The organism is Providencia sp. PROV150, assembly GCF_028481025.1.
Taxonomy (GTDB): domain Bacteria; phylum Pseudomonadota; class Gammaproteobacteria; order Enterobacterales; family Enterobacteriaceae; genus Providencia; species Providencia hangzhouensis.
This window is the reverse complement of the sequence record NZ_JAMPPJ010000003.1, coordinates 22,298-45,713: the sequence shown is the minus strand read 5'-3', so window position 1 is coordinate 45,713 and position 23,416 is coordinate 22,298. Positions and strand designations below refer to the sequence as shown.

18 protein-coding genes are annotated in these 23,416 nt (G+C 40.2%); 9 read left to right on the top strand and 9 right to left on the bottom strand.

What is annotated here, in order from left to right; genetic code table 11:
* Positions 1 to 251: 251 nt before the first annotated feature.
* The 4 genes from ubiG to yfaE all read left to right on the top strand — a co-directional run bounded on the left by ubiG (position 252) and on the right by yfaE (position 5,032).
* Positions 252 to 968, top strand: coding sequence for a bifunctional 2-polyprenyl-6-hydroxyphenol methylase/3-demethylubiquinol 3-O-methyltransferase UbiG (ubiG, locus tag PSE83_RS03485; protein ID WP_272660663.1), 717 nt, complete (start codon positions 252 to 254; stop codon positions 966 to 968).
* A 358-nt stretch (positions 969 to 1,326) separates the two neighbouring features.
* Entirely contained in the window at positions 1,327 to 3,618 is a 2,292-nt protein-coding gene (gene nrdA, locus PSE83_RS03480) for a class 1a ribonucleoside-diphosphate reductase subunit alpha (protein ID WP_004259904.1), read from the top strand.
* 11 nt (positions 3,619 to 3,629) lie between these two features.
* The gene (gene nrdB / locus PSE83_RS03475; RefSeq protein WP_004259897.1) at positions 3,630 to 4,766 is read left to right on the top strand and encodes a class Ia ribonucleoside-diphosphate reductase subunit beta; all 1,137 of its coding nucleotides are present in this window, start codon (positions 3,630 to 3,632) and stop codon (positions 4,764 to 4,766) included.
* A gap of 2 nt (positions 4,767 to 4,768) precedes the next feature.
* Positions 4,769 to 5,032 carry a class I ribonucleotide reductase maintenance protein YfaE gene (gene yfaE / locus PSE83_RS03470; RefSeq protein WP_004259896.1) on the top strand — a complete coding sequence of 88 codons (264 nt, stop codon included), beginning with the start codon at positions 4,769 to 4,771 and terminating at the stop codon, positions 5,030 to 5,032.
* Positions 5,033 to 5,104: 72 nt separating this feature from the next.
* Here yfaE and PSE83_RS03465 read toward each other — a convergent pair whose 3' ends face one another.
* Entirely contained in the window at positions 5,105 to 6,445 is a 1,341-nt protein-coding gene (locus tag PSE83_RS03465) for an anaerobic C4-dicarboxylate transporter (protein ID WP_109911562.1), read from the bottom strand.
* Positions 6,446 to 6,924: 479 nt separating this feature from the next.
* On the opposite strand from PSE83_RS03465, the gene tyrP reads away from it, so the two are divergent.
* Together tyrP and PSE83_RS03455 are read left to right on the top strand one after the other, a co-directional pair.
* Positions 6,925 to 8,073 (top strand): tyrosine transporter TyrP, encoded by a 1,149-nt coding sequence (tyrP, locus tag PSE83_RS03460; protein ID WP_231135994.1) that lies wholly within the window; start codon positions 6,925 to 6,927, stop codon positions 8,071 to 8,073.
* 281 nt (positions 8,074 to 8,354) lie between these two features.
* Complete coding sequence (locus tag PSE83_RS03455) at positions 8,355 to 9,305, top strand: Rpn family recombination-promoting nuclease/putative transposase (protein ID WP_004259881.1); 951 nt, start codon at positions 8,355 to 8,357, stop codon at positions 9,303 to 9,305.
* 151 nt (positions 9,306 to 9,456) lie between these two features.
* On the opposite strand, the gene PSE83_RS03450 is transcribed toward PSE83_RS03455, so the two are convergent.
* A complete protein-coding gene (locus tag PSE83_RS03450; RefSeq protein ID WP_004259878.1) occupies positions 9,457 to 9,999 on the bottom strand; it encodes a YfaZ family outer membrane protein in 543 nt (180 codons plus the stop codon).
* Between the two features lie 335 nt (positions 10,000 to 10,334).
* Between PSE83_RS03450 and PSE83_RS03445 the strand changes: the two genes are divergently transcribed.
* A complete protein-coding gene (locus tag PSE83_RS03445; protein WP_004259872.1) occupies positions 10,335 to 11,774 on the top strand; it encodes a catalase in 1,440 nt (479 codons plus the stop codon).
* 44 nt (positions 11,775 to 11,818) lie between these two features.
* Here PSE83_RS03445 and menE read toward each other — a convergent pair whose 3' ends face one another.
* The 6 genes from menE to PSE83_RS03415 form a co-directional block, all read right to left on the bottom strand.
* Positions 11,819 to 13,228: an o-succinylbenzoate--CoA ligase gene (menE, locus tag PSE83_RS03440; RefSeq protein ID WP_004259868.1), complete on the bottom strand. Its 1,410-nt coding sequence runs from the start codon at positions 13,226 to 13,228 to the stop codon at positions 11,819 to 11,821.
* Complete coding sequence (gene menC / locus PSE83_RS03435) at positions 13,216 to 14,187, bottom strand: o-succinylbenzoate synthase (RefSeq protein ID WP_004259867.1); 972 nt, start codon at positions 14,185 to 14,187, stop codon at positions 13,216 to 13,218. The genes menE and menC overlap by 13 nt, the downstream gene beginning before the upstream one ends.
* On the bottom strand, positions 14,187 to 15,044 hold the full coding sequence (gene menB, locus PSE83_RS03430; protein ID WP_004259866.1) for a 1,4-dihydroxy-2-naphthoyl-CoA synthase: 858 nt from the start codon (positions 15,042 to 15,044) through the stop codon (positions 14,187 to 14,189). The genes menC and menB overlap by 1 nt, the downstream gene beginning before the upstream one ends.
* Before the next feature lie 12 nt (positions 15,045 to 15,056).
* Positions 15,057 to 15,821: a 2-succinyl-6-hydroxy-2,4-cyclohexadiene-1-carboxylate synthase gene (gene menH / locus PSE83_RS03425; protein WP_004259865.1), complete on the bottom strand. Its 765-nt coding sequence runs from the start codon at positions 15,819 to 15,821 to the stop codon at positions 15,057 to 15,059.
* On the bottom strand, positions 15,821 to 17,494 hold the full coding sequence (gene menD / locus PSE83_RS03420; protein WP_272660662.1) for a 2-succinyl-5-enolpyruvyl-6-hydroxy-3-cyclohexene-1-carboxylic-acid synthase: 1,674 nt from the start codon (positions 17,492 to 17,494) through the stop codon (positions 15,821 to 15,823). Before menD ends, menH begins: the two co-directional genes overlap by 1 nt.
* 119 nt (positions 17,495 to 17,613) lie before the next feature.
* Positions 17,614 to 18,948: an isochorismate synthase gene (locus tag PSE83_RS03415; RefSeq protein WP_004259860.1), complete on the bottom strand. Its 1,335-nt coding sequence runs from the start codon at positions 18,946 to 18,948 to the stop codon at positions 17,614 to 17,616.
* 745 nt (positions 18,949 to 19,693) lie between these two features.
* On the opposite strand from PSE83_RS03415, the gene PSE83_RS03410 reads away from it, so the two are divergent.
* Together PSE83_RS03410 and PSE83_RS03405 are read left to right on the top strand one after the other, a co-directional pair.
* Entirely contained in the window at positions 19,694 to 20,902 is a 1,209-nt protein-coding gene (locus tag PSE83_RS03410; protein ID WP_036958086.1) for an alpha-xenorhabdolysin family binary toxin subunit A, read from the top strand.
* An 11-nt stretch (positions 20,903 to 20,913) separates the two neighbouring features.
* A complete protein-coding gene (locus PSE83_RS03405) occupies positions 20,914 to 21,897 on the top strand; it encodes an alpha-xenorhabdolysin family binary toxin subunit B (protein ID WP_004259854.1) in 984 nt (327 codons plus the stop codon).
* A gap of 57 nt (positions 21,898 to 21,954) precedes the next feature.
* On the opposite strand, the gene nuoN is transcribed toward PSE83_RS03405, so the two are convergent.
* On the bottom strand, positions 21,955 to 23,415 hold the full coding sequence (nuoN, locus tag PSE83_RS03400; RefSeq protein WP_004259851.1) for an NADH-quinone oxidoreductase subunit NuoN: 1,461 nt from the start codon (positions 23,413 to 23,415) through the stop codon (positions 21,955 to 21,957).
* Position 23,416: the final 1 nt, after the last annotated feature.

The following is a 23,416-nucleotide window of genomic DNA, read 5'->3' as shown; positions in this document are numbered from 1 at the left end:
GGGTATTTGTCTTCCAAGCTATGTATAATAGCGGAAAATTAAGTTTATGTGTCCGAAACTTGAAGGTTTATCAATTAATAACTGCAATAATTACATTGTTGTTTATATTTTAGCCATCAATGCTTGTCGGGCTACTATTCCCCCTATTAAACATAGTTTAAATACAGTTTAAATACAGTTTAAATACAGTTTAAATATAACTATCTTTAATAGGCTTTTGGGTAATAGGTTAAAAATAGGAGCTTCTTTGTATGAATGACACCCAAACCTACCTTAACGTCGATAAGCAAGAAATCGAAAAATTCGAGTCCATTGCCTCACGTTGGTGGGACTTAGAAGGGGAATTCGCCCCACTACACCGCATCAATCCATTACGCTTAAGTTATATTATGCAGCGTGTAGACGGTATTTTCGGTAAAAAAATTCTTGATGTTGGCTGCGGCGGTGGCATTTTATCGGAAAGTATGGCGCGTGAAGGTGCAGAAGTCACCGGTCTTGATATGGGTGCAGAGCCTTTAATGGTTGCTCGCTTACATTCTCTTGAGTCCGGCATTCCAGTTGAATATGTACAAGAAACCGTTGAACAACATGCAGACAAACATCCACAAGCCTATGATGTTGTCACGTGTATGGAGATGCTTGAACATGTTCCGGACCCTCAGTCTGTCGTTAGGGCTTGCGCAAAATTAGTCAAACCGGGTGGACACGTAATTTTTTCAACCATCAACCGTAATAAAAAAGCATGGCTAATGGCTGTTGTTGCTGCTGAATATATAATGAAAATCGTCCCAAAAGGCACTCATGACGCAAACAAGTTTATTCGCCCTTCTGAGTTAATTAATTGGATTGACGGCACACAATTAAAAGACAAACATATCATAGGGTTGCATTATAATCCATTAACAGACAAGTTCTGGCTTGGGCCAAATGTTGATGTAAACTATATGCTGCATACGGTAAACGAATAGTCATTTAGTCGTGAAAAGAATAAATCACAAGCACTACGTTTAAGAAAGCAGCAAACGATCGCATTTTACAAAATTTATTTTAGTCCTCATGTCGGAAGCATTTTTTTTATTAATGCCTTTTACCATGCAGCTTACCGACATGATCACTTTTCTTATCCAACCAGTTATCCACAAGATCCCTCTAATTTGTTCACTTGATAAAATCACATATTAACATTATCTTGTTATGGTATTCTAAACAAACTACTACATATAGTGGTACAACAAAACATAATACAACTAGTCTCATGGCATTACACCATGAGCTTTTTTATGTTTATTTTAAACTATTTGTAGTTCAACCAAGGTGTACTTGCTCATGAACCAGAGTCTGTTAGTCACAAAGCGTGATGGACATAAAGAACGCATTGATCTTGATAAAATCCACAAGGTAATCACCTGGGCTGCTGAAGGCCTAAGTAACGTATCCGTTTCTCAAGTGGAGTTACGTTCACAGATTCAGTTTTATGATGGGATCAGAACTTCTGATATTCACGAAACGATGATCAAAGCAGCAGCAGATTTAATTACGGGTGATACACCTGATTACCAATACCTAGCTGCGCGTCTTGCTATTTTTAACTTACGCAAGAAAGCCTATGGCCAGTTTGAACCGCCTGCATTATATAAGCATGTTAAACACCTCGTTGAAATGGGGAAATATGACAAGCATTTGCTGGAAGACTACTCTGAAGCAGAGTTCGAGCAAATGGATAGCTTTATTGATCATTGGCGTGATATGAACTTCTCCTATGCGGCTGTAAAACAGCTTGAAGGGAAATATTTAGTTCAAAACCGTGTAACGGGTGAAATCTATGAAAGCGCACAGTTTTTATATATTTTAGTTGCAGCTTGCCTATTTTCACATTATCCAAAAGAAACACGCCTCGATTATATCCGTCGTTTCTATGATGCCGTTTCAACATTCAAAATTTCATTACCTACGCCGATTATGGCGGGGGTACGTACGCCTACACGTCAATTCAGCTCTTGCGTACTGATTGAGTGTGGTGACAGCTTAGATTCTATCAATGCAACCTCAAGCGCAATTGTGAAATATGTCTCACAACGTGCAGGGATTGGGGTGAATGCAGGCCGTATCCGTGCATTAGGCAGCCCAATTCGTGGTGGAGAAGCTTTCCATACGGGTTGTATTCCATTCTATAAACACTTCCAAACTGCGGTTAAATCTTGTTCGCAAGGTGGTGTTCGTGGTGGCGCTGCAACCTTATTCTACCCTATTTGGCACCTTGAAGTAGAAAGCTTACTGGTTCTGAAGAATAACCGTGGGGTTGAAGGTAACCGTGTTCGCCATATGGATTACGGTGTGCAATTAAACAAGTTAATGTATGAGCGTCTGATTAAAAACCAAGACATTACATTATTCAGCCCATCGGACGTTCCGGGTCTTTATGACGCCTTTTTCGCAGATCAAGACGAATTTGAACGTCTATATGTGAAATATGAGCAAGATGAAAATATTCGTAAATCGAGCGTTAAAGCGGTTGAGCTATTTTCATTAATGATGCAAGAGCGTGCGTCTACTGGCCGTATTTATATTCAAAACGTTGACCACTGTAATACACATAGCCCATTTGACCCGCAGATTGCGCCTGTTCGTCAATCGAACTTATGTTTAGAAATTGCGCTGCCAACTAAGCCATTAAATAATATAAATGACGAAAATGGTGAAATTGCGCTGTGTACATTATCAGCATTTAACTTAGGGGCGATTGATAGTCTAGATGAATTAGAAGAGCTAGCAATATTAGCTGTTCGTGCACTCGATGCGCTACTTGATTACCAAGATTACCCAATCATTGCGGCTAAACAAGGCTCAATGGGCCGTCGTACATTAGGTATTGGCGTGATTAACTACGCTTATTATCTCGCGAAGCACGGTGTTCGTTATTCTGATGGCAGTGCAAACAACTTAACGCATAAAACATTCGAAGCCATTCAGTATTATCTATTAAAAGCCTCGAATGAGTTAGCAAAAGAGCAAGGTGCTTGCCCATGGTTCAACGAAACAACCTATGCACAAGGCGTTTTGCCTATCGATACCTATAAAAAAGAGCTCGATAAGTTAACTAATGAACCTTTACATTACGATTGGGAAGCGTTACGCCAAGAAATTAAACAACATGGTCTGCGTAACTCGACACTGTCTGCATTGATGCCTTCAGAGACATCATCACAGATTTCTAACGCAACCAATGGTATTGAACCACCGCGTGGTTATATCAGTATTAAAGCCTCTAAAGATGGTATCTTGCGCCAAGTGGTGCCTGATTACGAAAATCTGAAAGGTGCTTATGAGCTACTGTGGCAAATGCCTTCAAATAGTGGCTACTTACAACTCGTTGGTATCATGCAGAAATTTATCGACCAGTCGATTTCTGCTAACACAAACTATGACCCAACTCGTTTTGAGAGCGGTAAAGTACCAATGAACCAATTGCTAAAAGATTTATTGCTCGCCTATAAGTTTGGTGTGAAAACACTTTACTACCATAACACTCGCGATGGGGCGGAAGATGTTCAGGGCGATCTGGAAGAAGTTGTTGAGTCAGCGGATTCCGATTGCGAAGGCGGCGCGTGTAAAATTTAATAGGAATTGTTATGTCACACACATATACAACGTTTTCACAGAAAAAAAATGACCAAATGCTGGAGCCGATGTTTTTCGGCCAGCCTGTTAACGTGGCGCGTTATGATCAGCAAAAGTACCCTATTTTTGAAAAGCTGATTGAAAAACAACTGTCGTTTTTCTGGCGCCCTGAAGAGGTTGATGTCTCTCGCGACCGTATTGACTATAATGCGCTGCCAGATCACGAAAAGCATATCTTTATCAGTAATCTGAAATACCAAACGCTGCTGGACTCTATTCAGGGCCGCAGCCCTAATGTGGCATTATTGCCACTGATTTCGATTCCTGAACTGGAAACTTGGGTTGAAACGTGGGCGTTTTCTGAAACTATCCACTCACGTTCGTATACACATATTATTCGTAATATTGTGAATGACCCTGCCATTATTTTTGACGATATCGTTGAAAATGAAGAAATTTTAAAACGTGCTAAAGATATTTCTGGTTTTTACGATGACCTGATCGAAATGACCAATTACTATCATATGTTTGGTGAAGGCACGCATACTTGCAACGGTAAGCAAGTTACTGTTTCTCTGCGTCAGTTGAAGAAGCAGCTGTACCTGTGCCTAATGAGCGTTAATGCGCTCGAAGCAATTCGTTTCTATGTTAGCTTCGCCTGTTCATTTGCGTTTGCTGAACGCGAGCTAATGGAAGGAAATGCTAAAATCATCAAACTGATCGCACGTGATGAAGCACTGCACTTAACTGGTACACAACACATGTTGAACCTGTTACGTTCGGGGCAAGATGACCCAGAAATGGCAGAAATCGCGGCAGAGTGCGAGCAAGAATGTTATGACTTATTCGTTCAAGCGGCAGAGCAAGAGAAAGAGTGGGCTGACTACCTATTCAGCGAAGGCTCTATGATTGGTTTAAATAAAGATATTTTATGCCAATATGTTGAATATATTACTAATATTCGCATGCAAGCTGTCGGTCTGAAATTGCCATTTGAAACGCGTTCAAACCCAATTCCATGGATCAACGCATGGCTGGTGTCTGACAACGTACAAGTTGCGCCTCAAGAGGTTGAAGTCAGTTCTTATTTAGTCGGCCAAATTGACTCTCAAGTCGATACCGACGATTTGAGCGACTTCGAACTATAAGCATGGCAAGCCATAAAATCACCCTGCGGTTAACGCAGGGTGTTCAAGTCCCCTTCCATACTGAAGTCCATTCGTGTTTGTTGGAAGCCTTAGAAGACAGCCGTATTCCTGTAGAATACCAATGCCGTGAAGGCTACTGCGGTTCATGCCGAGTGACGTTATTACATGGGAAAGTGGGCTATAAGCAAAAACCTATTGCATTTGTGCAAGATGGAGAAATTCTGCCTTGTTGCTGTCATCCGCTATCGGATATTGAAATCGGTTAATCTAAAATAGGTGATTGCACAGCGGTTTATCCGTTACCTGTGCAATCACTTTTTATTGACTTACTTTATTGATTATAAATAACCATATAAACCTGCAAATACCCAGCCAAACACACAAGAAACACCCACCCCAATTAACCCCGGTAGAATGAAGCTGTGGTTGATAACAAATTTACCAATACGCGTTGTTCCAGAACGGTCAAATTGAATTGCCGCAAGGTCACTAGGGTAAGTCGGTAAAATGTAATACCCATAACACGCAGGCGCAGAAGCGATAATATAAGCCGGGTCAACACCAATCCCTAGTGCAATTGGTACTACAGCGGCCAGAGCAGCTGCTTGTGAGTTAACAAACTTAGAGACTAATAATAAGATAACTGCATAAGCCCAAGGGAAATCTTTCACTAAAGAACCTAAAGTTCCTTTAATTTCATCCATATGAGCACCGAACATGGTTTCTGCCATCCATGCGATACCATATACTGCAACAATCGCAATCATCCCTGAACGGAATACTTCATTCTTTGAAATTTGTCCTGGATTAGTCTTACAAATAATGATAATTAGCGCACCTGCTAATAACATAAACATCTGGATGACTAAAACCATGGATAGTGGCTTACCGTTAACTAGCGGTCTAAGTTCAGAAAATGCGCCAAGTAATGCCACAACTGCGATGGAAGCTAAAAAAATCCACATCGCGACCCAATTAATTTTCGGTAATTTGGTATTTAGCAGTGTCACACTGTCACCATAGACATAATCATGGTTTTCAGGGACTGAGATAAACTCTTGGAATACAGGGTCTTTATCGAGATCTTTACCTCTAAACCAACTGAAAATACCAATAGCTAAAATACCAATTAATGTTGATGGAATAGTAATTGCTAATAAATCCAAAAATTCGAGTGACTTACCATTGATTGTCACACCATTTAGCATTGCGACTAATGAAACAACGGCAACTGAAACTGGGCTAGCGATAATCCCCATTTGCGCGCCAATACTACTCGCAGCCATTGGCCTTTCAGGGCGAATATTATTTTTAATCGCCGCATCGTAAATGATAGGTAAAATTGTATACACCACATGCCCTGTACCACACAAAATGGTTAAGATACATGTCACAAAAGGTGCCACAATAGAAATGTACTTAGGGTTTTTCCGCAGTAGTCGTTCTGCAATTTGCAGCATGACATCCAAACCGCCTGATGCTTGTAACGTTGCTGATGCGGCAACAACAGCAATGATAACAAGCATTACATCAACAGGCGGTTTTCCAGGCGGTAAACCAAAGCCAAAAACTAAGATAACTAAACCAACACCACCTAATAGCCCGAGTGCCATTCCCCCTTTTTTTGCTCCATAGAATAAGCAAACAAGGATAATGGCGAGTTGAATCATAAAGTCCATAGTTCCATCCTTTATATATATGTTTACATATATTATCGGGATGATTTTCAAGCATTAATTTGATTTATGATAACTTCAAAATCAATTTAGTTTTATTTTTTATGCTTTTATTTTGACCTCATCACATAATTTTCATTAAGTAACTGACATACTATTCCGTTACCTACCATTTTGATAAAAATCAATCAACTACTAAACCAATTTTAACAACTCACTCCATTTAAATTTACCTTTAGTCACTTTAAATCATCATTTTTTCTTTACTTTATTAACTCTGCTCATTGTCTTGAGTCTCTCTATCTACTTGATTATTAGTGTAAACTTAATATTACACTCGCTGTAATTTACATTTGACAGCGAACTTGCAATCGCATAATCTGCATCACTTATTAATTATTCAAATTCAATTAGAGGAACTTGTGAAGAATCGTACGCTTGGCAGTGTGTTAATCGTTGCAGGGACAACAATAGGTGCAGGGATGTTGGCAATGCCACTTGCCGCTGCAGGAGTCGGTTTCACAGGCATCGTTTGTTTGCTTGTTGGATTATGGATGTTAATGAGTTATACCTCATTACTGTTAGTTGAAGTGTATCAGCATAACCCTGCAAATATGGGCTTAGGTTCTGTTGCTAAAAAATATCTTGGCCCAATTGGCCAGATAGTGACTGGGCTAAGTATGCTGCTATTAATGTACGCATTAACAACCGCTTATATCGGTGGCGCGGGCGTATTAATTTCAGATAGCCTGTCTTCATGGTGGGGCTTTAAAATTTCAACTGACACTGCCATTATTGCATTTACTATTATTGGTGGTGCAGTTGTCTGTATTGGTACGCATTCCGTCGATTTTATTAACCGAATTTTATTCACAGCGAAAACGATTTTTTTAGTCATCATGTTAGTTGTAATGATGCCACACGCGGAAGCCGTAAACTTAAGCACCATGCCAATTGAAAAAGGCCTTATCCTTGCCGCAGTACCCGTTATTTTTACCTCTTTTGGTTTCCATGGCAGCGTCCCAAGTTTAGTTAACTATATGAATGGGGATGTACGTAAATTACGTATGATTTTCATTACCGGAAGCGCAATTCCTTTAGTTGCTTATATTCTATGGCAGATTGCGACGTTAGGGTCTATTCCATCACATACTTTTCTCGGAATACTAGCGCAGGAATCAGGTCTAAATGGGTTACTCACCGCGATCCGCGATGTTGTCGCTACACCTCGTGTTAATATCGCCGTCAGCTTGTTTATGGATTTAGCGTTGGCCACATCTTTCTTAGGTGTCGCATTAGGCTTATTTGATTACCTCGCCGACTTATTCAAACGGAGTAATCATTTTATCGGTCGAGTGCAAACAGGCTTACTCACCTTTGTTCCGCCATTATTGGCTGCCCTATTCTTTAGTAGTTTCGTACAAGCATTAACTTATGCAGCTGTTGCACTCTCGGTCTTAGCGCTGATTATTCCTGCATTGCTAACATTACGTGTACGTAAATTAGAATCTCAAGGTGGGTATCAAGTTAAAGGTGGTACACCTATTTTAGCCTTAGTGTTGGCATGTGGTGTGGCAGTAATCGCTATCCAATTTTCGATTGTTGCCGGCTTCTTACCGAACGTCGGCTAACAAATTGATAAATTAAGCCGTAATTCGGATAACTTCAAATTACGGCTTTTGTTTATCTGAAATTAACTATCCTCACTCCCAATCAAGGTGGCCATCGTTTGATATCCGCAATCAATCAATAATCCCCTAGCATTCCTACTCTATCTCCACATATATATTATTTGCATATAATTTAATATATATTTCTTTAATTACGTCATTTGGCAGAAAATAATTCCGAAAAGACAACCCTACCCCTCTTGCTTTACAGTTATTGAGAGGTAAATAAGGAATTAGGTTGAATGAAAAGGAAAAATATTTCTGCTGTCCACGATGCAGCATTTAAGAGGTTTATGTCAAACATAGACAGCGCACGTGACTTTTTTGAAATTCACTTACCAAAACACATAAAATCATTATGTGATTTCACTACGCTAAAGCTGACTAACTCATCATTTATTGATAAACAGCTTCGCTCTCGGCTATCTGATGTTCTGTATTCAGTACAGACCTCACATGGAACAGGCTATATTTATTTATTAGTCGAGCACCAGTCAACCCCAGATAAACTGATGGCGTGGCGCTTAATGCATTATGCGTTTTTAGCAATGAATCAGCATATGCAGCAAGGAAGCACTGTATTACCTCTAGTTGTTCCTATTCTTTTCTACCACGGTACTCGTTCACCTTACCCTTACACTCAGTTATGGACAGATTGTTTTCCTCAGCCCAAGCTGGCAAATACGTTATATACACAATCATTCCCGTTGGTTGATATCACTGTAATAGACGATAATGAATTAGTAAATCATCGCAAAATTGCTGTTATGGAATTAGCGATGAAACATAAACGTTTGCGAGATGAGTTTCACCATGTGCTTCCTTTATTGGCGCAAGCACTCAATCAACACTATAATAGCGACAATGATGTGGTCACTATCATCAATTACCTATTTTCTGCTTTAGACTCAACTGATTTTGAAAAATTTATCTACACATTAGAAGCGCAAACAGAAAAGCACAAGGAGACGATTATGAATATCGCACAACGCTTACATAATAAGGGTCATCAAGAGGGCCTTCTCGAGGGGCTGCAAAAAGGCAAACAGGAAGGGCTTCAAAAAGGGCTTCAAGAAGGCGTTCAAAAAACTAAAACCACCTTAGCTCGCAACTTATTGATAAACGGTGTTAGCCCTGAAATTATTATGAAAAGCACCGGATTGAGCCGTGATGAGCTGACGTCATTAAAGTAATGCAATAAAAACTGAAGTAAATAGCTATGGATAAGCAGCTAAAAGTTTAACCAATTATTTTAAAAAATACTCAACTAAGTTTACATCATCAAATTCGCCCTAGGCGTACACATAATGTACGCCTAGGGGCATTATGAACAAGATAACCCTGTTAGAATGAAAGGCCAGCCCCTACATACCAGCCATCAGCAACTTTATCGCTACTATGACCATGTGTCCCTTTCATTTCAATTAAGCGATATCCCGCATCAATAGATAAAGGCTTAAATACCGTATAACGTGCACCGGCTTTAGCTTCGACGTACGATTTGCTGCCTGAAGTCAGTTGCTCTGGAGCACCATAAGCTTCACCGTAAATATTGAGTGAAGGCAAAGCCTGCCAATTTAACCCACCACCAACAGCTAATGCAGCACCATTACTATTGTGATCAGGTGATAGATATAGCCCTTTACCCCCTACAAATGCAGAAAAAGGCCCAATAGGTAAGCCAAATGTGGCACCAATACTACCCATTTGCCCATCATGGTCACTACGAGCCCAAGAGCCGTTAAATGCCAACCCTGCATTCTGGTTACCTAACCCTGCAGACAGCTCAGTAAAATGTTCACCTGCTTGTGCACTAACTGAAACTGCATGTGCAGTACCTACGAATAATGGTGACATCGCTGCTGCCAATAATAAAAATTTGCGCATTATTTTATCCTCTTGATATTATTACCTATGGATATTACGCGAATCTCACCCTATTTTCAGCCATTCTTACCTAGATTTACGCTATAGCCTCGATAAAAGCCCTCGTTATTCATTACAAAATTTCACGCATCAAAAATTTTAGTGCAAAAAAGTGCGATAAATACGTATTTTTTTACTTGTAATCACAGTAATTGGTTATATTAATTAGATAATCAATTCCATAATAACTATACTGAATTACAAGTTTATTGTAGTCGTGTTTTTTATTTTTTACAAAATATTAACTTATTAGTTAGGTTTGTGTAGTCATTTAATCCAAACAAAGGAGCATTGTGATGAAAAAGAAAGGCCTTACTACCGCCTCAGGCGCCCCAGTCGCCAATAATAATAATGTCATGACAGCGGGTAAACGTGGCCCAATGTTATTACAGGATGTTTGGTTTTTAGAAAAACTTGCCCATTTTGACCGTGAAGTAATCCCTGAAAGACGTATGCACGCAAAAGGTTCTGGTGCTTTCGGTACCTTTACCGTAACCCATGATATTAGCCGCTATACTCGTGCAAAAATTTTCTCTGAAGTAGGGAAAAAAACAGAAATGTTCGCTCGGTTCTCTACCGTTGCAGGCGAACGTGGAGCTGCCGACGCAGAACGTGATATTCGTGGCTTCGCATTAAAGTTTTATACTGAGGAAGGTAACTGGGATATGGTGGGTAACAACACCCCTGTATTCTATTTCCGTGACCCATTAAAATTCCCTGATTTAAACCACGTAGTTAAACGTGACCCTCGCTCTAACCTGCGTACAATGGAACATAAATGGGCCTTTTTCTCCCAATTACCTGAATCTTTACACCAGTTAACCATTGATGCTAGTGACCGTGGTATCCCACAAAGTTACCGTCATATGCATGGTTTTGGTAGCCATACATATAGTTTCATCAACAGTAACAATGAACGTTTCTGGGTCAAATTCCATTTCCGTTGCCAACAAGGTATTCAAAATCTGTCTGATGAACAAGCTGAGCAGTTAGTGGGTAAAGATAGAGAAAGTTCACAGCGAGATCTGTTTGAATCCATCGAAAAAGGGGATTTCCCACGCTGGAATTTGCAAGTGCAAATTATGCCAGAAAAAGAAGCTTCTCAAGTTCCTTATAACCCATTTGACTTAACCAAAGTATGGCCACACAAAGATTATCCATTAATTGATGTCGGTTATTTTGAACTTAATCGTAATCCAGACAACTATTTTGCTGACGTAGAACAAGCGGCTTTTAGCCCTGCTAACGTGGTTCCGGGTATTGGTTTCTCGCCAGATAGAATGTTACAAGGCCGCCTGTTCTCTTATGGCGATGCTCATCGTTATCGTCTTGGTGTCAACCATCACCAAATCCCAGTAAACGCCCCACGTTGCCCATTCCATAATTACCACCGTGATGGGGCAATGCGCGTTGACGGTAATAGTGGCAACCATGTGACCTATGAGCCAAATGAAGCCGGATTATTCCAAGAACAACCGGACTTTAGCGAACCGCCATTATCTATTGAAGGTGCTGCTGACCATTGGGATCACCGCGAAGACCAAGATTATTTCAGCCAGCCACGTGCATTATATGAGTTGTTAGATGATGCCGAGCACCAACGTATGTTTAAACGTATTGCCGGTGAACTGATTGACGCGACTGAAGCCACACAAGTGCGCCAAATCGAGTTATTTAAACAAGTTCACCCTGAATACGGTGCGGGTGTCGAAAAAGCGTTAAAAGCACTAAAATAGTGTAAGTCATTAAGTGGTGGGGATAACCCCGCCACTATTTCGCCCTATTCTTTTATTCTCGCTAACAACCACTTCTTCACTTGTTGCCTAGACACTTTTATTCCCCCTGCTTTCAATTCAGGGTCTAAATAATAAAATGCCATAGGATATTGGTATGGAGCGAGTTTATCTTTTAACCAATCCGCCAGCTGATTTAAATCCACTGACTCATTTGCTTCAATAACCGCGACAGGACGTTGCCCAAATTGCACATCATCAATAGGTATAATAAAACTTTGGCTGACATCAGGATGTGAATTTATGACTGATTCGATATCTTCGGGTTGAACGCACTCCCCACCACTGATAAATAAGTTGTCTAGACGACCAATAATCTGATATTCCCCATCGATAAAAGTCCCTTTATCGTTAGTTTTAAACCAGTTATCTAGGCAATTTAATGGGTGAAGTTGCCCATCAAACCAATAACCCAGAGCCTGACTATCTGATTGAATTTGAATTTCATCATCCACAAGACGAACTTGCTTGCCTTTTAAGGGTAAACCGACACCTTTTTTACCGTCTGCCCGTTTCGCACAAACCGTAGATGCCATTTCTGTCATCCCATAGCCGCTCCAACAAGCAATACCATGCTGTTGAGCCAGATCCGTCAAGGTTGAAGGGATACTCGCTCCTCCCAATAAAACGGCTTTCAATGCGATATTAGTCACTGATTTATCATTTAATAAACGCCATAACTGGGTCGGAACTAAAGAGGCATGAGTGACCTCATGCAATGCTTGAGCCAAAGGAAGATTTTTGACCGCAAGTGAGCCACCTTTAAGAAGCCAGCGCCAAACAATCCCCTGACCAGATACATGGAATAACGGCAGCGATAGTAACCAACAATCTCCTTGCTGGTAATTCATCAGATTAACAACACCTGCTGCACTATTTAAGTGCGCAGCGACACTGTGAACAGCGGCTTTAGGTAGACCTGTCGATCCCGATGTTAAAATCAACGTAGCGGGCTGCTGAATAACCTCTTGAAAAATAACCGGAGCAACCTCTTCATCACGAATAAAATGGTAATAAAGTTGATAATCTAAATTACGATAATTTGCTAACAGATTTGATTCATCAGTAAAATCAATAACTGAGCTAACATTAAGATGAGGTAATAATTCTGCTAACAACCGTTCTGGGAGGCGGGGATTTAATGGTAAAACACGAGCCCCACAAGCAATAAGTGCCAGCTGACTCAGTAATAATTCAACTGAATTTTTCCCATGTAAAACAATACACTGCCCCTGCTCTACGCCTTGCATTAAAAAGTAAGTTCTAAGGTCAGTAATTTGTTGGCTTACACTTTCCCAAGTCATACTTTGGGACTCTGTGACTAGAGCGATTGAGTTCGGACGAAGATTGGCCCAGTGTTGCCAAGGCCAATCTTTAAATTGTGCTAACTCTGCCATACAAGCGTTAAATCATCTAACTGCTGAAGCGGAATATCACATTGTGGCCAAGGCCGTACCAATTGAGATTGAATAAGTGATACCGTGTCTAAGCCTGGAATGGTATTTGGCGTTAGCCAATGCGCTACACGAGCAAGTTGTGTTAAACCAAAGCTACTTTCAATGGATGAGCTAATCACAGCTTGTAACCCTAAGCGATGTGATTCTTCCACTAAATAGCGGCAATATGACAAGCTGCCTGTCAGGGTCGGTTTAATGACTATCGCAGAAACCCCTTCCTGCGCTTCTACCATAAAGCCTTCTTCACGTACACTTTCATCCCAAGCAATACTAATGCCAGTATCTGCTGCAAATTGCAGTGACTCTTCACGGGTCTTACACGGCTCCTCTAAAAACGCAATACGACTACGGTAGTCTGGATTAACATATTTAGCAAAACCGTCGGCTTTTGTTCGGGTCCAACTGCGATTCGCATCCAAACGCAGTTTCAGTTCTGGAACTGCCTCTAGTAACAGGTTAACCACCATACCATCACGTACCGCTTCATATAGACCGACTTTAACCTTAGCGACTTTCTCACCTTCCATTGCATCAAGGCTTAAGATTAAATCGTCAGGATCACCACTACATAAAGGCGCTTTGCGGTAATCCGCTTGTTCAGGAAGCTCCCCTGCCAGCTCCGCTAGAGCGCAGCTGCACCCAAAAGCCACAGAGGGTAATAAACTATTAGAAATTTTGCCTTCTTTCACCCATTCATTCAGTCGCTTAATAGTTTCTGCGGTTGCTTCTTCTAATGTTTCACGACTGAATTCAGGTAGAGGCGAAATTTCTCCCCAACCTTCATTATCCCCATCTTGTAAACAGACTAAAAGCCCATCACGCGTTTTTAGTCGCTGATAGCGAAGGATAACGCCTGCCTCCATCGGCAGGCTGAACGAATAAATACGGGCTTTACGCATTATGGATTACGCTTATATTTAGAGAAGTCTGGAGCACGTTTTTCATTAAAGGCGTTACGGCCTTCTTGCCCTTCATCTGTCATATAGAACAACATAGTGGCATTACCTGCGAGCTCTTGCAGGCCAGCCTGACCATCACAATCTGCATTCAAGGCGGCTTTCAAGCAACGTAATGCCATTGGGCTGTTCTCTAGCATTTCACGACACCAACGCACAGTCTCTTTTTCTAAGTCAGCATAAGGAACGACAGTATTAACCAGCCCCATATCCAACGCTTCTTGTGCATTATACTGGCGGCACAGGAACCAGATTTCACGTGCCTTTTTCTGCCCAACAATACGTGCCATATAAGACGCACCCCAGCCACCATCAAATGAGCCAACTTTTGGACCGGTTTGGCCAAAGATTGCATTATCTGCAGCAATAGTCAGGTCACACATCATGTGTAACACATGACCACCACCGATAGAGAAACCGGCGACCATTGCCACCACAGGTTTTGGACAAGTACGAATTTGACGTTGGAAATCTAATACATTTAAGTGATGAGTACCACTTTCGTCACGATACCCGCCGTAGTCGCCACGAATTTTTTGGTCACCACCGGCACAAAATGCTTTTTCACCTTCACCCGTTAAAATGATAGTTCCAACTTGGTCATCATAGCGTGCATCAGATAGAGCTTGGATCATTTCTTTCACGGTTTGTGGACGAAAAGCATTACGCACTTCTGGGCGATTAATCGTAATTTTTGCAATCCCTTCAGGAGATTTATGATAGCGAATATCTTCAAACCCTGTAGAGCAATCTTGCCATTCAATTGGTGCGTATAATTTTTCTTCGCTTGGATAAATCATTATCAGATTCCTTTAACCACAGTGTGATAAAAAATGGTGTAGTGCAGCTGCAAAGCCCATTGGGTTTTCCCAATGCGCATTATGCCCTGCATTTTCAATTAGCGTTAACGGCAATTCATATTGTTGCGAAACGCTTCGAAACTTTTTATCCTTTTCGCCACAAAAATAACGATAAGGACAGGTCAATTGATGCAATTTGTCCGCCAAGAAAGGTTGCTTTGCTAATGATGTATTTTCTAGCATAGCAGCAATACTGTGCGGGTTATTTTGCCGACGTAACTGAATTAAATGTTGGCGCTGAGTGGTCGACAAATCAGCAAATACAGCTTGTTGATACCAATCATCTAACACTTCTTCGATGGGTTCTGAACGAAAACGTTGTGCCCATGCCTTATCATTAGCCGCCCGAGCAACTCGTTCTTGTTCATTGACTAATCCCACATTGCCCCCCTCAATCACTAAACCTAATAATCCGTTAGGCTGATAGTGACAGGCAAAATGCATCGCTAACCGAGCACCGAGTGAATAGCCAACCAAGTAGTATTCATTAATTTGATGATACTGTAAAAGAGCGCTGAGTTGTTGATCAAAATGTGAAAAACCTTGGCATGGCTCTGAGTGAGAACCGCCATGCCCTGGTAAATCCACCGCTAACGATGGAAAAGCACGTGTTTGTTCAATCACAGGTTGCCAGTCATCGGCACTACCTAACAAGCCATGCAGCCAGATGACCCAAGGAGAAGATGAGACTGAATTATGTCTATGGGCAGATAACATTACAGTTCCACAACTTCATTCAATAGTTGTTTTAACGTACGGGCGCCTTCATCACTTGCCACCTGCAATTCCACCAGCAATGTGCCCTGTTGACGGCGCCAAAATTGTTGAACGGTATTTTTTAGTGTTGTCCAGTCTGTCGGCGCACAGTATTGTAAGCCAAACATTTTCGCCGCGGGCTCGAAACTGACATTTTGCGGCATACAGTAATAGTTTTGTCTTGCTTCGTCTGGTGTAGGTAACATAGAAAAAATTTGCCCACCATTGTTATTCACCACGATCAGAACGGTGGGCGCTGAAGGCTCACGCAACAAAGCCAAACTATTCAAGTCATATAGTGCAGAAATATCCCCAACAATAGCCAATGTTGGCCGTGCTGTTGCCCGCTGAACACCTGCCATGGTAGAAATCAAACCATCAATACCACTCGCGCCCCGGTTACTATAAACAGGATAGCCCAATGGAAGTTGTGCTAGTGCATCTACCAAACGGACAATTAAGCTGTTGCCAACAAATAGTTGGCCTCGTGGAGGCAGCAGTTCAGGTAATTGGTGTGCAACTGCGGCTTCTGAAAACTGCGCTTGTAAGCGTTGGCGCACATGGTGTTGAGTTTTTTGCACTAAAGTGGGCAGCGACTCACACCACAAGCTTCTCGGCTGTGCAGGATGGTTATCTAGCCAACCCTTGATTGAACAGGTTAATTTTCTTCCCTTATGATTGGCTGGGTCTAACCGCTGAGGTATTGAGTCGATAATCCAATACTCTTGCGGCTCACAATTGGCTTGCCATTGTAAGAGCCGTTTTCCCGTTAAGCTTGAACCAAACTGAACGACTAATTCCGCATCTTTTAAAATAGACTGAGTTTCTGGATGTTGTAGCCATAAATCGGCACATGGAAAAGGTTGTCCGGTTTGAGACAGCACATCACCGAGTACTGGCCATCCAAGTTCCTGTGCCCATTTTGCAACTAACTCCCCTTCACTCGCTGTCATTCGCCCTGCAATCACAACGCCTTTTTTCTGACGCCAAAAATACCAATCCGCAACCAATGCGACGGAATGGGTTAATGGCTCCGTTAACCACGGGTGAGAAGAATTCCACCATTCTCCAAGTGTTTGCTGCCACTCATATTTCCCATCCATTTCACCATATAGTGGCTCTGCAAATGGACAATTAATATGAAAGGCACCATGGTGTAACTGGTTCATGCCATTATCAATCGCGGTGACCAACCATTTCGCTGAAATATCTTGCGTCGGCCTTGGCAACATTAATGATTGAGAGGGGTGAGATGCAAAAATATGTGTTTGCCGAATAGCTTGATTAGCACCGCAATCAATCAATTCTGGCGGTCTGTCAGCGGTAAGAAAAATCACCTTTTCCCCTGTTAAACCGGCTTCAATTAATGAAGGGTAAAGGTTTGCAACAGCTGTACCAGAGGTAACGATAACCCCTACAGGCTCATGACTGGCTTTTGCTAAACCTAGAGCTAGGTGCCCTAAACCACGCTCATCAAAATGCGTATGGCAATGCAATTTACCATGGTTAATTGCCGCAAGGGTCAAGGGTGTTGAGCGCGAACCAGGCGCAATACAGATGTGTTTCATTCCGTGGCGAGACAGTGCTTCGATAATCACTTCAGCCCAACGGAGGTTAAAAGCAGAATTCGACATAATATGCTCAGCAAATTATTAGTTATCAATTAGTTTAGACTGGCTGAAATAAATTTCTTGATCTCAGGACAATTTTTGATGAACTAATTGAAATAAAAAAGAAAATAACCATTTTTATTTTATGGTTTTTCGTTATTTTCAAATAAAGACTTTAGCCCAGCCGCTTTATTTTCAATTTCTATCCACTCTTGCTCTGGGTCTGAGCCACTGACAATACCAGCGCCTGAATATAATGAGACCTGTGCACCCTCTATTTGCGCACAACGTAGAGATACCGCGAATTCACTTTTATTTAAGCTCATAAAACCACCCGTCCCTGCATACCAGCCGCGAGAAAAAGGTTCATTTTTGGCTAAAAATTGCCGAGCGACTTTTCGTGGCAAACCACACACGGCAGCGGTAGGTTGGAGGCGTTGTAAACAATCGCTATCAGAAGGGGTGATTAGCGTCGCAACAATTGAACGATAAAGGTGTTGAATTTTTCTTAAACGAATAACTTTTGCTGAAGACACATCTACCCCAGTCACCGCCCCTTGCAATTGTTGACAAATATCATCAACAACCACTAAGTTTTCATGTTGGTTTTTTTTATCTTCCATCAACCATTTAGCGTACTCTGCTGCGACTGCATCATCAGGGTCATTAGCGACGGTTCCCGCTAAGGCCTCAGAATTTAATTGGCCATCTTGACGTAAATATAAACGCTCGGGGGTTGAAGAAATAAAACCAGAATGCGCGTTGAAGGCCATCATAAAATGGTAGCAATGATGATTCACTTGCTGGCTTTGTGCTAAAAACTGAGCAACCGCAATGGGTCTAGACAGGGTGAGTTTTGTTTCCCTTGCCATAACCACTTTTTCCATTTTCCCTGACTTCATATCATCAATAGCGCAATTTAATAAACGGCACCATTCATCATGAGTAGGAATATGTTCTTGCGCAGTAATATCCGCATTCAGTGCCAATGTCACTTGAGAAACGGGTTTTAATTGCTGTAAAAGATGAATGGCATTTAAGCGATCTTCTTCACCTTCTATATTGATGCTAACGTTAATCATTGAACGTAGTCGATGAATTTCAATACGAGGTAAAAAACAAAATGTTGCTTGACGTTTTATCTCGTCAGGGATCCCATCCCCGACGGCATTCCACCCATTAAGCCCCCATAGGCGCATTTCTGGTATATCAGGGTATTGCGATAAAAAAGCTTGAGCCTTATCTATCGAATCAAAAGATTTCACCATGCCAAGAGCACTACATTCTTCAGCTCCCGTCCGTTGATACCAGTAAAATTGAGGGTAGCTTTCTTGCACTGATAGCCATGAAAGACCAGGGAAAGCGGTCTGCGCATCCAATTGCCAAACAAAACGAATAAACTCTTGGTTTTTTAGTGTCAATGTAGACAAATGATCCAAAATTTCAGTTATCAGTTGATCAATTTTTTTATAGTTCACTTTAGATTCCCACTGCTACATCACACAAATTCACTACGCGTTATTATATAGCGCAAAACCATTTTTTAATACATTGATGACTAACAGTAAATGCTATGTCACCGGTTCAGCACTAAAAACAGATTATCTGCAATAAACAAATTGTTTTTAGTACATCACTATAATTATCGCTTATGCCCCAAATGACGATAGCCAAGAGAAATCACATCAAAACCAACCTTGTTACACGAATAGAGGTTCAGGTTGTTGATAGTATAGCTTATTATATATATTACACGTCATTCCATTCATTTAATTAATGGAAAATGTGATTTTATCCCCTTTCTTCTTTCCTCCCTCTCGAAATTGCTTCATTTTTATCCAAAAAGAATTCCATTTTGAAACATAGTTATATTTAAGCTGCAAACCTATATTCCATTACAATTCTATTTAACCTTCAAGAGTAAAACCGCCGTAAATTTTAATTATCATCATATTGTTATGCGTTATTTAATTTAGTATCACTATAGATGATTTCTAAATATATATAATAAAAAATAATATTTTAAACATGTATTGACTTGCTCAAAGTGCTATTTTTTAGCTCTGTTTTTCATTTTTTAGTATAAAACTTTCAGTCAATTTCTAGTAGGTTAACAAATATGAAATTTATATTTTCATTTACAATAAATAGGTAACTCAACCATACAATAGTGCTAATACAAATTAGTGTTCAATCCTTAACTTAATCAACATGGATTTTAAAATGAATACAAAAGAAAATTACGACAGAATTATTGAAAAAGAGCATATAGGCCATACAACCTTAGCTTTATTAACGAATCAAGATGCTCTTTCAACCCGCGAAGTCGGTATTTTTACATTAGACGATTTAATTAGCATACATCGCCATGTTTACTTCTCTCTTTCTTTGCCTTGGAAAAAAAATGATATTCTAAAATGGTTTGGTATTACCTCATCAACCACTTTACCAATAGATACAGACGAATTAATTAATACTATTATCAATATTCGAGATCATGCCAATACCTGGGATAATGTCGAACAACATGTTAAAGAGCAATCTGTCAACCTATCTCTAGCTAGCCGAAACATTATACATACAGGAGGGCAGATTATTGAATATATAAACCATATGCCTATATTGAAAAGAGTATCAGACAGTTTGAATGATATTAATGAAAGTGAGTTAGATGAAATATTTTATCAAAGCGATGACCAACAAATAGCGACTGAACTAACTAATATCTTACAATTAATTAAAGATGATATTAAGGAGCAATCCATTAAGACAAGTAATATTAAAAATATCATTTCAGATTTTAGAGTACATATTACAGGTGGGTATCTATCTAATTATCAACACGTTGAATCATTATTGTTTAATATTAAAGGGCTATATAATCAACTTGAAACTACTGATAATGAAATTACAGATACCTACTTACAAGAATTACTTAAAACGAAAAAACAGGAACTACAGCAATTAGAACAAGAGTATTCACATTTTGTAAAACTCAGCTTCACCGGCTTAGCAGGTGGTGTCATCGGTCTCATTATTACTGGTAGTATTTTTGGTTCGAAAGCTGAAAAAATTCGAGCAAGAAAGAATGAAACATTAGCAGAAATAAAATCAATTAACGACCAAATTAACAGAGAAGAACTCATCAAAAAAGTTATCTTTGATATTCAAATTAACCTCCATAAAATCGATGGTTTCTTTAAAGATGCACGGTTAGCCGTTGACCATTTAGATTATATGTGGCTTGTCCTCCTAACCGAAATAACCCAATCAATCGAGGTTTTCAAAAAAATCAATAACGCTGATAAACTTATTAAATTCATTACTCATTTCAAACGAATTGTTACATCTTGGTATACCATTCAAGAATACTCTACACATTTAATAACGTTATTTGACCAAATTCAACCAAATAGCACCCCCCCTCAATAAAAGGTACTCATATGCAAGATAAGCTTGATTTACCGATATTGCCCTCCATTGATATTTATCAGTTAAGGCATATGTCAAATGAAATTTCCGCATTTAATAAAAATATAATACATTATGACTTTATCATACACGGAAAGATACAAAAAATTGCAAGTAAGACTTTCAATATAAATGAAACAATCAGAAACTCGATACCGAAGCTAAAAATAAAATTAAATTATATTTTAAAAAGTGAATTAAATAGTGAAAATACAAATATACCTGACGGAATTTTAGTCACAAGCTTTATTGAAGATTTAATTGATTTTAAATTAGAGCTAGAAAGAATAATTACCAAATTCAGTTACACCACCGACTCTCTATCACTCATTCATGTGGAAGAAAGCAACCAACATAAACTACAGCAATACGCAGAACAAAAAGAACTCCTAGTCACATCCAAAAATAGTAAAATGCTAAAAATAAACGAAATCAATCAGCAACACTCCGTTATTACCGCAGCAGAAGATATCATCTTAAAATCTAAAATCACTGATTTCTTAAAAAAACATTTGTTAAATGATGAGTTAATTGACTCAATTGATATGCCAACAAATAAAAAGCAAATATTAAAGTCAGCCATTGCTTTTATTAAAAATTTATTATCAGTCATTGATGATGGTTTAGAATTTGCGCAACTTGTAGAGGTCAGGCTAGATTTAGGAAACCAAATTTTAGAATTAAAGGAAGAAGTTAATCACATTGATAAAACAATATTTAAGCTTTCTCAACTCATGCTCTTATCAGAACAAATCACCGCTATAGATTCACATAAATTATCAATTATTACTCAGATAGGCCTCATTAAGAATTATTGGTGGGAATGGTGCCATTTTATTAATGAAAAATCGTCTGAAAAAACAGTGAATATTCAAAAGATCAATACCGCAAGCCAAGTACTAATGTCTTTTTTAGATGATATGGAATACCAATATCAGCGTCAGTTACCTGATTAAAAAAAAACCGGCTACTCAAAAGTAGCCGGTTTATCAACTATAGGAAATTTTGGCCTATTAGTTAATCACAGCAAGTGCTGTTGATGTCATATCAATAAGAGGTTGTGGCCATACACCAAAGACAATAACCGCAATGGCGCAAATAACAGCAACAACGGTCCCTAACGTTGCTTTTTCAGGGCCTGTATAACGTTCTGCATGTTCTGCATCGCGGCTATATAGGCTAGCCATAAAGCTTAGGTAGTAATATAAGCCAATTGCACTACCAACCACTACAGCTCCTGTTAACCACCATAACTCTGCATTCACCGCAGATGCAATCACATAGAATTTACCAATAAATCCTAATGTAATTGGAATACCCGCCAGCGACAGCATCATCACAGTCATTACCGTTGCTAGAACGGGTTTATGCCAGAACAGCCCACGGAATGCACTGAAATCATCCTGGTCATCACCACGATAAGGACTGGAAACGATACTCACAACACCAAATGCGCCTAAGCTTGCAAACAAGTAACCCACTAAGTAGATTGCGATAGTCACTTGTGACGCTACTGGGTCGATACGTAACGCAACAAGGGCAACGAGTAAATAACCCATATGCGAGATAGATGAGTAACCCAGCAAGCGTTTTGCGCTTTTTTGTGTGATAGCCAGTAAGTTACCAAACAAGATAGATGCTATGGCAATCACTGAAATCACAATCGCTAACGTATTGCTGTTGGCAATTGGTGCTTCCAAAAAGATACGCACTAATACGGCAAAGATAGCGATTTTACTACCCGTTGCTAAGAAAGCTGACACAGGTGCAGGCGCACCTTGGTAAACGTCTGGTGTCCACAGTTGGAATGGAAACAGTGACAGTTTAAAGCCAAAACCAACAATGAGCATACCGAAACCAATCATCACTAATGGGGCGTGAATTTGGTTATCAGAAAGACTTTGACCAACAGCTGCGAAGCTTAAGCTACCCGATTCCGCATACAGTAACGCAATTCCGAATAACAGGAATGAAGACGCTGCTGCAGATAACAGCATGTACTTGATCCCAGCTTCTAATGTGCGACTGCGCTCAAAGGTATAGGCAACTAAGCCAAACAGTGGCAATGAAATCAGCTCAATACCGATAAACATCGACGCCATATGGTTTGACATAGATAACAGCACACCACCTGCCACCGCGATAGCAACTAACAAGTGGAATTCATCTCTATTGTCGCCAAAACCTTCCAGCCAGTGGTAGGCAAAGATGCTGGTACCGATACCTGCAATCAGGACTAATGCACTATAGAACAGCGCAAAGCCATCAACACGGATAAGCGAAGTCACATCCATTAGGTAGCCGTCGGCTACCCAAATCAGTGAAAGCAACGCAATAACAAAGCCAGATACTGTCAGCGCGGCACTGGTAAGGTGATCGCGTCGCCACGCAATGGACAGCATCACAACCACCGCCGTCAACCCGACGATCATCAGTGGTAGTATTGCGATCAGTTCTTGAGGAGTTATTGTCATG

What these genes read in the sequence shown, in the direction of transcription:
- menD (WP_272660662.1), bottom strand. Translation starts at nt 17,494, where the DNA reads ATGTCGAATTCTGCTTTTAACCTCCGTTGGGCTGAAGTGATTATCGAA.
- menH (WP_004259865.1), bottom strand. Translation starts at nt 15,821, where the DNA reads ATGTTATCTGCCCATAGACATAATTCAGTCTCATCTTCTCCTTGGGTC.
- PSE83_RS03405 (WP_004259854.1), top strand. Translation starts at nt 20,914, where the DNA reads ATGCAAGATAAGCTTGATTTACCGATATTGCCCTCCATTGATATTTAT.
- PSE83_RS03445 (WP_004259872.1), top strand. Translation starts at nt 10,335, where the DNA reads ATGAAAAAGAAAGGCCTTACTACCGCCTCAGGCGCCCCAGTCGCCAAT.
- PSE83_RS03455 (WP_004259881.1), top strand. Translation starts at nt 8,355, where the DNA reads ATGAAAAGGAAAAATATTTCTGCTGTCCACGATGCAGCATTTAAGAGG.
- PSE83_RS03410 (WP_036958086.1), top strand. Translation starts at nt 19,694, where the DNA reads ATGAATACAAAAGAAAATTACGACAGAATTATTGAAAAAGAGCATATA.
- nuoN (WP_004259851.1), bottom strand. Translation starts at nt 23,415, where the DNA reads ATGACAATAACTCCTCAAGAACTGATCGCAATACTACCACTGATGATC.
- tyrP (WP_231135994.1), top strand. Translation starts at nt 6,925, where the DNA reads ATGTTGGCAATGCCACTTGCCGCTGCAGGAGTCGGTTTCACAGGCATC.
- nrdB (WP_004259897.1), top strand. Translation starts at nt 3,630, where the DNA reads ATGTCACACACATATACAACGTTTTCACAGAAAAAAAATGACCAAATG.
- nrdA (WP_004259904.1), top strand. Translation starts at nt 1,327, where the DNA reads ATGAACCAGAGTCTGTTAGTCACAAAGCGTGATGGACATAAAGAACGC.
- ubiG (WP_272660663.1), top strand. Translation starts at nt 252, where the DNA reads ATGAATGACACCCAAACCTACCTTAACGTCGATAAGCAAGAAATCGAA.
- menC (WP_004259867.1), bottom strand. Translation starts at nt 14,187, where the DNA reads ATGCGTAAAGCCCGTATTTATTCGTTCAGCCTGCCGATGGAGGCAGGC.
- menE (WP_004259868.1), bottom strand. Translation starts at nt 13,228, where the DNA reads ATGGCAGAGTTAGCACAATTTAAAGATTGGCCTTGGCAACACTGGGCC.
- menB (WP_004259866.1), bottom strand. Translation starts at nt 15,044, where the DNA reads ATGATTTATCCAAGCGAAGAAAAATTATACGCACCAATTGAATGGCAA.
- yfaE (WP_004259896.1), top strand. Translation starts at nt 4,769, where the DNA reads ATGGCAAGCCATAAAATCACCCTGCGGTTAACGCAGGGTGTTCAAGTC.
- PSE83_RS03465 (WP_109911562.1), bottom strand. Translation starts at nt 6,445, where the DNA reads ATGGACTTTATGATTCAACTCGCCATTATCCTTGTTTGCTTATTCTAT.
- PSE83_RS03450 (WP_004259878.1), bottom strand. Translation starts at nt 9,999, where the DNA reads ATGCGCAAATTTTTATTATTGGCAGCAGCGATGTCACCATTATTCGTA.